The organism is Paenibacillus pasadenensis, from assembly GCF_023715725.1.
Lineage (GTDB): Bacteria > Bacillota > Bacilli > Paenibacillales > Paenibacillaceae > Paenibacillus_O > Paenibacillus_O pasadenensis_A.
Map to the genome: position 1 here is coordinate 31,174 of NZ_JAMBOT010000006.1, position 13,300 is coordinate 44,473.

Sequence of the window (13,300 nt, forward strand, 5' to 3'; positions counted from 1 at the left end):
ATTAATGAACCATCCGCCGAATGCAGATGAAGAGCTGGCTTAATTGCTCTTCGTCTGCATTCGATCGATGTCATGCTTGAACGGCGTGGGGTCAATTCCTAGGGGAAAGGTGGAGCTATCAGTAATGAATACCATGCACAGCAGCTTGTTCATGAATGAGCAGTTTCCCTTCTACATTTTAAAGGCGATCCATGGGTCGGTTGAGGAGCATGGCCATGATTTTATCGAGCTCGTTTATGTCGTTCGCGGAAAAGCCGTTCATCGTTTCGACGGAGCCGAATACGAGATTCAAGCCGGAGACGTTTTTATTATCAATCCGGGCGAAACACATTCCTACAGGGTAGCGGATGACGAGCAGATCGAAATTATCAACTGCCTGTTCATGCCTTCGTTTATATCCGACACGCTGCAGCGGGAGCTCGGCATTTCCGGCTCCATGGACTATTTTTATGTGCATCCCTTCTTAAACAGCGAAGTCCGATTCAATCACCGCCTCAATCTGACCGGGCAGGACGCAGCGACCGTACTGGCGATTCTCGAAAGCATGATGCGCGAGAACAACAACCGCAGCCCCGGGTTTTCAATCATAACAAGGCTGCAGCTTGTCGAGCTGCTGATGCTGCTCTCACGTTTTTACACCATTATGCAAAAACATAGAACGACCGCTTCGCCGCGCCGTTTGGATCGTGAAATAACTGCAAGACGCATCTACGGATACTTGGAACGGAACTTTGACAAAAAAATTACGCTGCAATCACTTTCCGAATTGTTCAACGTCAGCGTTCGCCAATTGAACCGGTACATGGGCCAGGAGTTTGGCAAAAGCGTCATCGACGTTATGCATGAGATTCGTATTGCCCGCGCCAAACATCTGCTGCTGGAGTCGGACGAAAAGGTCATCTCTATCGCGACCATGGTCGGTTATGAGGATCCGTCATTTTTCAGCCGCCTGTTCTTCCGGCATGTCGGCTGCTCGCCTAGCCAGTACCGAACCTGCCTGGAATATGAACTTCTAAAGTCGAATGACAACGAGAAGCGATTGGCTGAGTAGGAGATGTGTTGAAAGCGCAATCATACGTGATTGCGCGGCGCGGCAAGCGAGCCAATACGGAAGCGGAGGGAACGGCAATGGCAAGGGTTCTGTTTAACAATGTGATCAAGAGGTACAACAAGTCGGGCCAGCTATCCGTGGACCACTTCAATCTGGAGATTGAGGACAAGGAGTTTATGGTTCTTGTCGGCCCTTCCGGTTGCGGCAAATCCACAACGCTCCGCATGGTAGCGGGGCTGGAGCAAGTTAGCGGCGGTGAGATTTTTATCGGAGATAGGCTCGTGAACGATGTTCCTCCAAAAAAGAGAGACATCGCCATGGTGTTTCAAAACTACGCGCTGTATCCAAATATGAGCATTTTCGAAAACATGGCGTTTGGACTGAGGCTTCGCAAGACGGAAAAACATGTAATTGAATCCTCCGTCAAATCTCAATCCAGAACGCTGGAAATCGAGCATCTGCTGGAGCGCAAGCCTAAACAGCTGTCAGGCGGCCAACGGCAGAGGGTAGCGCTCGGACGCGCGATTTTAAGAACGCCGCAGGTGTTTCTGATGGATGAGCCGCTGTCCAATCTGGACGCAAAGCTGCGGGTGCAGATGCGGGAAATGATTATCGAGCTTCATCGCGAGCTGGCCACGACGATGATTTACGTCACGCATGATCAGACGGAAGCGATGACAATGGGAACGCGGATCTGCGTCATGAAGGACGGTTTAATTATGCAGGTGGATACGCCAGAGGTGGTATACAACCGCCCGGTTAACCGGTTTGTTGCCAGCTTTATCGGTTCGCCTGAGATGAACTTTTTGCAAGGAACGGTTATCGAAAAGGAAAAAAGCCTCTATTTCAGCACCAAACGTTTCTATATGGAAATTCCGTATTCCATGCATGAGGCGCTGAGAGCAGGAGGTAACGTTGACCGGACAGTAACGCTCGGAATTCGGCCCGAGAACGTTCTCATTGTACGCGAGCTCGATGAACCGCCTACGGATGGGAAGCAAATTACGGGCATCGTCACCTTCTCGGAGCTGATGGGAGCGGACCGGTACATTCATCTTGATCTAGGCCATGAGCAAAAGCTCGTTGTCAGGGCGGCGGCGTTCACGAAATACCCGGATGGAACAAGGCTGGAAGTGACGTTGAAGACCGAATTCATCAACTTTTTTCACCGGGAAACCGGCGACGCAATCCGGTAGTGAGCCAATAACAGCAAAGGAGGCCAAACGATGAACAATCCGCCACGAAGAAAAAGGCGAATCTGGGCGCTTCCGGTCGTCGTTGCGCTTGCTGCCGGCATAATCATGCCCTCCCATGCGAATGGAACCGTTACCGAAGATCAATCGCCAAAATCAGGCAATCTTTCGGTTCCAGCTTCGGCATCGGAGGCGCCGATTTACTCCCAGGTGCTCAAGGAGTGGACAGCAACAGGCGCAAAAGATGCGGACACGTCGGATATTAGCCTGCGCGCCGCCGACTATGCCAACGCTTCTGAAGCCGTGAAGCCAGCGGCGCTGGAAGGCAGCGCCGATTCGGTGCTGCTGGAGGAGAAACAGTGGGTAGAATACGAATTCGACGTTCCGCAAAGCGGGCTCTATGAGCTAAAGCTAAACTACTATTCCGTCAATGATTCCAGCATACCGAACCAGATCGCCATCATGGTGAACGGGCAATCTCCTTATACGGAAGCTCAAAACATCAAGCTCGACCGGCAATGGAAGGATGCGCATTATCCGCCGCAGGCGGATGCAAAAGGAAATCAGATCCGGCCAGGCCAGCAGGCGGTGAAGGGCTGGCAAAATCGCGAAATTATGGAGTCGTCCTACGCCAACAGCGAGCCGCTGCGCTGGAATTTGAGCCAGGGCAAACAGGTCATTCGCATTCAATCGGTATACGAGCCCATTGCGATCGATCAAATAACGCTTCAGGCGCCGGAAAAAATTCCGACCTACGAGGAAGCCAAAAAAGAATTTAAACAGACGGATAACGGCGGAGATCCAAACTGGTTTACAGCTATTGAGGCAGAACAGATTAGCGTCAAATCCGAGCCCTCGGTGCAAATGCAGGCCAGCCGGGATGATCTGGCCTCGCCGGAGTCCGACGGGAAAATCGTGTTTAATACGATGGGCGGCGCCAACTGGGTACGCGGCGGCCAGTCCGCGTCATGGACCTTCGAGGTTCCTGAGGACGGTCTGTACAAGATTGATCTTAAATACCTGCAAAATTTTAATAAAGGCTCCAACGCTTACCGGCAAATTCGGATTGACGGCAAAGTTCCCTATGAGGAATTAAAAGCGTTTTCATTCCCTTATCGTCGCAATTGGTCGATGGCCTCGCTGGGGCAGGAAAAAGAAGAGCCGTTCCAGTTTTATTTGACCAAGGGCAAGCACGAGCTGTCCTTGACCGTTACCAATGCTCCTGTTTCGCCAATTACTGAATCCATTCAATATGTATCCTCGGAAATCCAAGATATAAATCGGCTCGTCCGGCTCATCACCGGCAAAGACAACGCGGATGCCAACCGGGACTGGAACATCGCCACGCAGCTGCCCGACGCCAAACAGCGGCTCGAAAAGATGAGGGACACGCTGAATGATGTTCTTGCTTATATGCAAGAGATTTATGGTACGGAATCAAGCGGTTCGGCGACAATCCGTGATGCCGTCGCCAAGCTGCAGCGCCTCGCAGACCGTCCGAACGATCTGCCGACGAAGCTTGGCAATTTGACCTCGGTACAGGAAACGCTATCAACTTATTCTCTTGAGCTGACGAAACAGCCGCTAATGCTGGATCAGATTTTTATTTCCAAATCGACCGCCAGCATTCCTGATGTAACGCCGTCGACCTGGAAAGTCATGACCAACACGGTCAAAACGTTTTTTATGACGTTCTCCTCCGACTATTTTGATTACGGACGGCAGGATGGGGATGCGGCGATTACGGTCTGGGTCAATCGCGGCCGGGACTACGTATCGCTCATGCAGCAAATGGCCGACGAGCAGTTTACCCCTTCAACTGGAATTAAGGTCAACGTAAACATTATGCCGAACCCTCAGCTCTTAATTCTGAGCAATTCTGCCGGGCGTGAGCCGGATGTTGCGCTGGGGCTGGATCAGGGGATGCCGGCCGATCTGGCCATTCGGAACTCTCTTATGGATTTGAGCAAGTTTGAAGATTATGACAGCGCAGCCAAGCAGTTCCTGCCAGGCTCCCTGACTCCTTTCCACTACGATAAGGGCGATTATGCGCTCCCGGAAACGATCATGTTCAATGTGATGTTTTACCGGAAAGATATTTTGGAAGAGCTGAAGCTCAAAGTGCCGCAAACGTGGGATGACATCTATGTCATGCTCCCGACATTGCAGCAGCGCGGCTATGATTTTTATTTCCCTGCAACAAACTATTTGCCGTTTTTCTATCAGAATAACGCTTCCTTATATACCGCCGACGGCCTCAAATCAGGCCTGGATACTCCTCAGTCGTTCGAAGCCTTCAAAAAGTGGACCGATTTTTTCAATATTTACGGTCTGCCGCGTGAGGTTCCGAATTTTTACATGCACTTTCGCAACGGTAACATCCCGATTGGCATCTCCGATTTTAATATGTATTTGCAGCTGCTAGTAGCCGCGCCGGAAATTTCCGGGCAGTGGGGAGTTGCGCCTATTCCCGGCACTCCTAATAAAAGCGGCGACATCGAAAGATGGGGCGGCGGAACGATTCAGGCCGGTTCCATATTTAAGTCGACGGATAATCCCGAAGAATCATGGGAGTTTCTGAAATGGTGGACGTCGACGGAAACGCAGACTCGCTTTGGCAACGATATGGAGATGTTTAATGGCGTTGAATTCCGCTGGAACACCGCTAACAAAGCAGCCTTCCAGCAGATTGCCTGGCCGAAGGAGCATGCCGCCGAGATTAACAAACAATTGGATTGGTTCCAAGAAGCGCCGAACGTGCCCGGCGGATACTTTACCGCTCGCGAGCTCGGATTCGCCTGGAATCGAACGGTTCTCGATAATATGAATTTCCGCGAATCGCTGGAGGGAGCCATCTTTGAAATCAATCGGGAGCTGCTGCGCAAACAGCAGGAATTCGGATTTGTGGACAAAGACGGCAACGTTGTCCGCAAGCTGGACGTTCCGCCATACAAGCCGCAGCCCGGAGGTGAGAGCGAAAAATGAGCCATGAGCTGGTCCGACCTGCGGGAAGCCAGCCGGCAGCCCGCCGGAAAAAGATTCAAATCGCCTCAACCCTGACATCGATGCGGAAGCATTGGCTATCTTATGTGTTCATCGCTCCATTTTTAATTACGTTTCTATTATTTATCGTAATTCCAACAATCGCGGCAATTGCACTTTCTCTAACCTATTTCAACGCCATCGAGCCGCCTAAGTTTATCGGCTGGCTCAACTATCAAAATTTGCTTACCCAGGACATGGTTTTCTGGAAGCATGCGATACCGAATACGTTCAAGTTTGCCATAATCGTCGGACCGCTCGGTTATATAGCGGCATTTATGCTCGCCTGGTTCATCTCGCAGCTTCCGGCGCGAATCCGGGTCATTTACACGCTGGCTCTGTACTCGCCGTCGATGACCGCCGGGGTCGCGATGGCAGTCGTGTGGCTGATCTTTTTCAGCGGCGACCGGCTCGGCTACCTGAACAGCTTCCTGCTGGAGCTCGGGATCATCAGCGAGCCGGTGCTCTGGACGCAAGATCCAAAATATTTAATGACCGTCATGATTTTGGTCACGCTGTGGAGCAGCATGGGAGTCGGATTCCTGGCGCTGCTGGCCGGACTGCAAAACGTCGATACGCAGCTGTACGAGGCGGGACGGATTGACGGAATCCGCAATCGTCTGCAGGAAATCTGGTACATTACGATTCCGGCTATGAAACCTCAAATGCTGTTCGGCGCAGTTATGGCCGTCGTCGGGACGTTGAAGGCGGGCTCGATTAGTACTCAGCTGTCAGGCTCTAACCCGTCACCGCAATATTCCGGGCACCTGCTCATCAACCATATCGACGACTACGGCTTTATCCGGTACGAGATGGGTTATGCCTCAACGATCTCCGTACTGCTGCTGGTCATGACTTACATCGTGAGCCGGATTTGCTGGAAGCTGTTCGGTTCAAAGGAGGAATGACTTCATGCGGGATTGGGCGTACAGCTTAAAAAAAGGATTTCGCTCGCTGCGCCGGATGACGACGTTCCAATGGATTCAGTTCGTCGCGATGACGCTGCTCGCCATCTTCATGCTGCTGCCGATTGTTTATTTAGTCAATCATGCTTTGAAGCCTTTCAACGAGCTGTTTCTGTATCCGCCGACCTTTATTGCCAAACAGCCGACTCTGCAAAACTTCACCGATTTGATCGTCGTGACGCAATCGTCCGCCGTTCCGGTGACCAGATATTTGTTCAACAGCATCGTGATGAGCGTACTCGTATTTGTCACCTCCTGCCTGATCAGCGTTCTCTGCGCTTATCCGCTTTCCAAGCATAAGTTTCCGGGCAGAGGCGTGATCTTCTCCGGCATTATTATCTCGCTGATGTTTGCGCCGGAGATGGTCGGCATACCCCGCTATTTTGTCATCAGCAATCTCGGCATTATCAATACGTACTGGGGCCATGTGCTTCCGCTTGTGGCTATGCCGGTCGGCGTGTTTCTGATGAAACAGTTCATCGATCAAATTCCGGATGAGCTGCTGGAAGCCGCCAAGGTAGAAGGGGCAAAGGAATTCAGGATCTTTGCCCGAATCGTCGTTCCGCTGTGCATGCCCGCCGTGGCAACAACAGCCATTCTGTCCTTTCAGACAGCCTGGTCCTCCGATGAGACTTCAACGCTGTTCATGGAGGATGAAACGATGAAGACGCTACCGTTTTTCGTCAATACGCTTACGAACAATCTCTCCAACAACGTTGCCAATCAAGGCGCGGCGGCGGCGGTAGCGCTGCTGTTGTTTATCCCGAACTTTATTATTTTCCTGGCGATGCAGAGGAAGGTTATCACAACGATGATGCATTCCGGCATCAAATGACCGACATATCGACAACTTGCCTTTATGGAGAGGATGAGCAGGCATGCCCAAATGGTTGCGCTTTGTAATCGCGGCGGTGCTTGTAACCGGACCCTGGCTTCAACCGCCGTCCGCACAGGCGGAGCTTCCTTACCGAACGTTCTCCTACGACAGCGGCAACGGGCAGTTTTTTGTCCAGCCTGCCTACGTGCCTACCGGTTATCTCGGACTGAACATGGTGCCGCCGGATGTTAACGGAGGTCCCCCCAATTTGAACAATCCAAATGATTTGTTTATCGACGGAAAGGACCATTTGTTCATTGCGGATTCCAAAAACAACCGGGTTGTGCAGCTGGATTCAAACGGAAGCTACGTCACCGCATTTGGAATTCAAAAAGGCCCCGGCCAATTGAAGGACCCGAACGGGGTATACGTTGACGAAAAGCATGTCTATGTTGCGGATACAGGCAACAAACGGATCGCCGTTTACGACCGGTCCGCCGCATTCGTCAAGGAGTATAAACAACCGGAAACAACCCTGCTTCCCGCCGGCTACCAGTTTGAGCCGACCAAGGTGGCCGTAGACAAACGCGGCTTTTTGTATATCACAACAAAAAACGGCTACCACGGCTTAACGGTCATCGACCCGGAAGAGGGCGGATTCCAGGGGTTTTTCGGGGCAAACAAGGTGCCGTTTAACTTTCTCGATTATTTGAAACGCCAGGTTTATACCGAAGAGCAGCTCAAAAAAGAGATCACAAAAACGCCTGGCTCGGTCAGCAACGTCATGATCGATAAAGACGGCCTGATCTATACAACAAGCATATCCGTCGACACCGGCCAACTCAAAAAGTTCAACTTTGCCGGAAAGGATCTGCTAGGCAACCGCTTGTTCGGCGCCCAGGCTGTGTTCGCCAATGAAGAGCGGCTGTTCCAGGATATTGCAGTCGATGTCAATGGAAATATGTCCGCTATTGATGCGGGCAGCGGCAGGGTCTATCAATACGATCCGCAAGGCGGCATGCTGTTTTCGTTCGGCGGAAAAAACGAAGGCTTCAACAAGCTGGGCTTGTTCAATTACCCGTCCAGCATCGCTGTGGATTCAAAAGGAAACCTGTACATTTCCGACCGGATGGCTAGTCTGATCCATGTTTTCCGGCAAACTGAATTTTCCCAGCTGGTGCACAAAGCCAACGAGCTGTTCATGCTGGGACGTTACGAGGATAGCGAGCGCTACTGGCAAGAAGTGCTGCATCTGAACAGCAAATATTATAAGGCTCATCTGGGCCTGGCTAAGTCCTTTTACCGCAAGGGCGAATGGCAAAATGCAATGCGGGAATTCCGGCTGGCCAGAGACGTGCAAGGTTATTCGGATTCCTTCTGGCAGCTCCGCGTCATCTGGCTGCAAAACAACTTCAGCACAGTGGTAACCTCTGGTCTTGTGCTTCTGATCCTTTATGCGGCCGCGGTCAAGCTCTGGAAAAAGATGAAGTGGAGGAAAGGCAATGGCAGACCTGATGCTACATCTCAAACAAGCCGTTCGAATACTTCGGCATCCGGTTGACGGCTTCTGGGAGCTGAGGTACGAGCGGCGGGGAAGCCTCGGCTCGGCAGCGATCCTGCTTGCGCTTGCTTATTTGGCTACTCTCATCTCCGAGATTACGACCAGCTTTATTTTTAATCCGATCGATGTCAAATTTGTCAATCCGTGGCTTATGTTTGCGCAAGTGGCCATTCCATGGGTGACCTGGGTGCTGGCCAATTATATGGTCAGCTCGATTAACAGGGGCCAGGGCAGGCTGGTTGATGTCATTATCGGCAGCTCGTATGCGCTCGTGCCTTACATTCTATTTTCGGTGCCGCTCGCGCTGCTTTCCAATTTACTGACGATTGGCGAAGGCTCCATCTATCAATTTTTCAATTATGTCATTATCGGCTGGACCGTGTTTCTCTTCATCGTGTTTGTACAGGAAGTTCACAACTATGACATCGGGGAAACGATCTGGATTACGATTTTGTCTCTGCTGTTCATGCTGGCGATGTGGGTGCTGATCCTGATTTTCGCTGGTTTGTGCGTGCAGCTGATCGATTTCATCCGGCAGCTCTACGAGGAGGTGTCGTTCCGTGGTTAAAGCCAAATGGCTGCGTTTGATCGCCCTGTCGGCTGCATTGATTACGGTTGGCGCACTTGGCGTAGCCGGATTCCGTTATGTGAAGGGAGAGCTGGAGTCTTCCCCGATCACGGCAGGCAAGGACGGGCAGACAGCCGCTGCCGGCACCGCCAAAACGGTGCAAACGTCCAAAGCGCCTGCGGTCAAAACCGGCCCTTTTACGGCTGAGGTCGTGAAAGAAACGAGCAGGCTCAAGCTGGAGATTGGCAAGGACGGACGCATCACGATTATGGATAAACGCAACAACCATGTTTGGCGCAGCAACCCAGACGAGCAATCGCTGGCAACCGAAACGGTGAAAGGCGTTTGGCGCAAAAATCTCGATTCCGCCTTTTACCTGGAATACGTGGACACGCGGCAGGCCGGCTCCAAGCTGAAATACGGCAATTTCACCGATCTGAAAACAGCCGTCTCCGTTAAGGAAACGGAAGAAGGCGCGGAAATTACGTTTGATCTGAAATCGATTGAGAGCAGCTTTGTATTCATCGTGTCGTTGAAGGACGGCTTCCTCCAGGTGGATATTCCGTCCGAACGCATCAAGGAAGGGCCAAATGCCCGGTTCGTCTATTTATGGGCATTTCCATTCCTTGGCGCAGCGCGCAGCGACATGCCGAATGGGCATATGTTCGTGCCGAGCGGCATGGGGGCGACGATCAACTTCGATCCTAACGGCAAATATCCCTTCCGCTATACGGGCGAAATATACGGTATGGATTTGGCGGTTTCAACCCAGTCGTTCCGCGGCTCGCCGGATGCTCCATCGGATGTGCTGCTACCGGTGTTCGGCATCTCCTATGGACAAAATGCGCTTTTCGGCATCATTACCGAAGGAGAGACAAACGCCAACATTAATGCAACTCCAGGCGGGCTGTATACCTCCTACAACTGGATTGCTCCTCAATTTCAATACCGGAATGAGTATTACCGGCAAACGAGCAGCTTCGGGGAAGGCTTCAACGTCTACGATGAGAAGCGGCTGGAGCAGGACCGGCAGGTGCGGTATTACTTTTTGCAGGGCGATAAACCGGAGCAGATTAATTACGTCGGAATGGCGCAGGCGTATCGGAGCTATCTGATGGAAAGCAAAGGGCTAAAACGGCTGGAGACGAAGCCGGACCGCCTTCCGCTGGAAATCGCCTTTTTCGGCGGGGACCGCGAGCCAAGCATGTTCGGTTCGAAGCTGGTCACCACCACAACGTTTGATCAAGCCGCCAAAATCGTGGAAGAGCTTAAAGCCTCGGGAATTACCGATATGGATGTTGTGTTTGAAGGCTGGTCCAACGGCGGCTACATGCGGTATCTGCCGGATCGGCTGCCTCCCGAGGAGGCGCTTGGCGGCGAGAATGCGCTGAAACGCCTTATTGAAACGGTGAAGGGCAACGGGAGCCGTTTTTATCTGGACGATAACTTTGTCATCGCTTATTCCGGCAAAGGGTTTGTAGCCAGGGAAGAGGCTGTGCGCGATTCCAACTCCAGGGTTGTAGAGGATGAAATGGGACCTTCCGGCGGCTTCTCCTTCCGCAAAGCAACCCAGAAATACTGGCTGCAGCCGGATCTTTCCTTGAAAGAATTGGAAAAAAGCTTGCCAACCTACAAAGAGTTCGGCGTGGACGGCATCCATCATAATTCCATCGGCGAGGTGCTTTTCTCCGACCATACACCGAAGGATCCGCATACACGCGGCGATACCTCTGCGTTATTCGAAGAAATATTGAACAAAACAAAGTCGGAGCTGGGCAAAGTTCGCGTTTCGCACGGCAATTCGTTTGTGCTCGATAAAGCGGACCATATCAGCGATTTGCCGCTCAGTCCGAGCTATGATCTGCTAGCGAATAAGAGCGTTCCGTTTTATCCCATTGCGATTCACGGGCTGGTTAGCTATTCCGCCAAACCTGGCAATCTGAGGGATGAATTCAACAACGAGCTGCTGCGGTCCGTGGAATACGGCGCGCTCCCGTCCTATCTGCTCACCTTTGAAGACCCGGGCATATTGAAGGATACGTTCACCAGGTACATTTTCAGCAGCCAATATTCGGAATGGACAGAAACGATTGTGAAGGAGTACAACCGGATCAGCTCTGTTCTTGGCGGCCTGCAGGACCAAATGATCGTAAATCACCGCAGCTTGAGCAAAGACGTCTTTGAAACAACCTATGAAAATGGCCAGCGCGTCATCGTCAATTACGGGGATACCCCTTACCGCGAAGGCGGCGTGGAGGTTAAACCGAATGATTTCGCCTTGACCGGCAAAGGAGGATAAGCGCATGCAGCCTTCCAAACGCAGAATAACGATCGAAGCCCGCGAAGCTCTATCCGCTTACGCCCTCCTGGCGCCGTGGCTGGTCGGACTTGGACTGTTTGTCCTTTATCCGCTCATCTATTCCTTTTATATGAGCTTTCAGAACGTTCGGGTTACCGGTGACGGGCTTGTTATGAAGCCGATTGGCTTCCTCAACTACAAAAACGCGTTTCTGCAGGACGGCGATTTCCCGCTGCTGCTCGTACAGTACATGCAGGAGACAATACTGACCATTCCGGTCATCGTGCTGTTCTCGCTGCTTGTCGGGATTATGCTGAACATGAGGCTGCCGGGCAAGGGCATATTTCGCGCCATCTTTTTCCTGCCCGTTATTTTTGCCACAGGCCAGGTGCTGAACGAGATTTTTAATCAGGGCGCTGCGGGCCTGTCATTGCTGGAGCAGTACAACATTCAGCCCTATATCGAGAGCAATTTCCCTAAAATGTTCTCCGATCCGCTGCTTGCTGTATTAAACAAATTTGTCATCGTGCTCTGGTATTCCGGCGTGCAGATTATCATTATTGTGGCCGGTCTGCAGACGATCGGCCGTCCGGTATACGAAGCGGCTGGAATAGACGGCGCTTCGCGCTGGGAAACGTTTTGGAAAATAACGCTGCCCGCGCTTACGCCGTTCATTCTGCTCAACACGATTTATACCATTGTCGAGATGTTTACATTTCCATTCAGTCCAATTCTCGGCCTGATTACAAACCACATGAAATACACGGGCTACGGCTATGCAAGCGCGCTTGGCTGGGTTTACTTCTCGATTGCGTTTGTGCTCATCCTGCTCGTCGTATGGTTTTTCAAACGAATAGACGGTCAATCTGACAAGCGGAGGTGAAGCCCCCATGGATAAAGTAGCCTGGACGCGGAGAATGCTGTTCGGAAGCCAGGAGAAGAACGGCTGGATTATGAATTTGGTGCTGTACGCGCTGCTGCTCAACATCGCTTATCTCTATTTAAATCCGTTGTTTTATATGGTTTCGACGATGTTCAAAAATCAGGTTGATCTGCTTGATCCGTCCGTCCGCTGGATTCCGCGCAGTCTGGAGTGGAATAATCTCAAGCTGGCATGGGAGGGCCTCAACTATGTGCAAGGGCTGGTCAACAGCTTGACGATCAGCGGTCTGGGAGCCATCTTCCACGTTATGGCCTGCGCTTTAGCCGGATATGCCTTTGCCAAGTTCAACTTTCCGGGCAAATCGATCTTGTTCGGCCTGCTTATTCTAAGCTTTCTCATTCCGCCTCAAACGATTGTCATTCCGATGTTCCTGCTCATTAAGGAGCTCGGCTGGATGGGAACCAAGTTCGCCATCATCGGTCCGGCGATGTTTGGCCACGGCATTCGAGGCTCGCTGTTTGTCATCATTTTCACGCAGTTTTTCCGTACGCTGCCGAAGGAATTGGACGAATCGGCGCGCATTGAAGGGGCCGGGTCGCTGCGGATACTGCTGAACATCGTCATTCCGCTCGCCAAACCGGCGATTCTCGTTGTGTTCCTTTTCTCCTTTATCTGGCACTGGAATGAAACCTATATGACCGCACTCGTTGTCGGGCCGGAGAACACGCCGCTCACGCTTAGCCTCAACAACTTGCAGGCCGTGCTGAAAGGTTTCTATGAGAGCGAAGTTGACAACATGTTTAATGAGACCATCCGCATGTCGGCAAGCTTCCTTATCATCATGCCTCCGCTCATCCTCTATGCCATTGCCCAGCGCTGGTTTGTTGAAGGAGTAGAGCGGACGGGACTGATCGAGTAGCG

Annotated in this window: 10 protein-coding genes; all 10 read left to right on the forward strand. The window is 51.8% G+C overall.

What is annotated here, in order from left to right; translation table 11 throughout:
- Nucleotides 1–124: 124 nt before the first annotated feature.
- The 10 genes from M3223_RS15510 (at nt 125) to M3223_RS15555 (ending at nt 13,298) form a co-directional block, all read left to right on the forward strand.
- Nucleotides 125–1,051: an AraC family transcriptional regulator gene (locus tag M3223_RS15510; protein ID WP_251563084.1), complete on the forward strand. Its 927-nt coding sequence runs from the start codon at nt 125–127 to the stop codon at nt 1,049–1,051.
- 77 nt (nt 1,052–1,128) lie between these two features.
- Nucleotides 1,129–2,247 (forward strand): ABC transporter ATP-binding protein, encoded by a 1,119-nt coding sequence (locus M3223_RS15515; RefSeq protein ID WP_251563598.1) that lies wholly within the window; start codon nt 1,129–1,131, stop codon nt 2,245–2,247.
- A gap of 30 nt (nt 2,248–2,277) precedes the next feature.
- On the forward strand, nt 2,278–5,229 hold the full coding sequence (locus M3223_RS15520; RefSeq protein WP_251563086.1) for an extracellular solute-binding protein: 2,952 nt from the start codon (nt 2,278–2,280) through the stop codon (nt 5,227–5,229).
- 80 nt (nt 5,230–5,309) lie between these two features.
- The gene (locus tag M3223_RS15525; RefSeq protein WP_251563600.1) at nt 5,310–6,194 is read left to right on the forward strand and encodes a carbohydrate ABC transporter permease; all 885 of its coding nucleotides are present in this window, start codon (nt 5,310–5,312) and stop codon (nt 6,192–6,194) included.
- 4 nt (nt 6,195–6,198) lie between these two features.
- Nucleotides 6,199–7,086, forward strand: coding sequence for a carbohydrate ABC transporter permease (locus M3223_RS15530; RefSeq protein WP_251563088.1), 888 nt, complete (start codon nt 6,199–6,201; stop codon nt 7,084–7,086).
- A 43-nt stretch (nt 7,087–7,129) separates the two neighbouring features.
- Nucleotides 7,130–8,629 carry a hypothetical protein gene (locus tag M3223_RS15535; protein WP_251563090.1) on the forward strand — a complete coding sequence of 500 codons (1,500 nt, stop codon included), beginning with the start codon at nt 7,130–7,132 and terminating at the stop codon, nt 8,627–8,629.
- Nucleotides 8,571–9,197 (forward strand): YIP1 family protein, encoded by a 627-nt coding sequence (locus M3223_RS15540; RefSeq protein ID WP_251563092.1) that lies wholly within the window; start codon nt 8,571–8,573, stop codon nt 9,195–9,197. The genes M3223_RS15535 and M3223_RS15540 overlap by 59 nt, the downstream gene beginning before the upstream one ends.
- Nucleotides 9,190–11,496, forward strand: coding sequence for a DUF5696 domain-containing protein (locus M3223_RS15545; protein ID WP_251563094.1), 2,307 nt, complete (start codon nt 9,190–9,192; stop codon nt 11,494–11,496). The genes M3223_RS15540 and M3223_RS15545 overlap by 8 nt, the downstream gene beginning before the upstream one ends.
- Nucleotides 11,497–11,500: 4 nt before the next feature.
- The gene (locus M3223_RS15550) at nt 11,501–12,379 is read left to right on the forward strand and encodes a carbohydrate ABC transporter permease (RefSeq protein WP_251563096.1); all 879 of its coding nucleotides are present in this window, start codon (nt 11,501–11,503) and stop codon (nt 12,377–12,379) included.
- 7 nt (nt 12,380–12,386) lie between these two features.
- Complete coding sequence (locus M3223_RS15555; RefSeq protein ID WP_251563098.1) at nt 12,387–13,298, forward strand: carbohydrate ABC transporter permease; 912 nt, start codon at nt 12,387–12,389, stop codon at nt 13,296–13,298.
- The last annotated feature ends 2 nt before the right edge of the window (nt 13,299–13,300 follow it).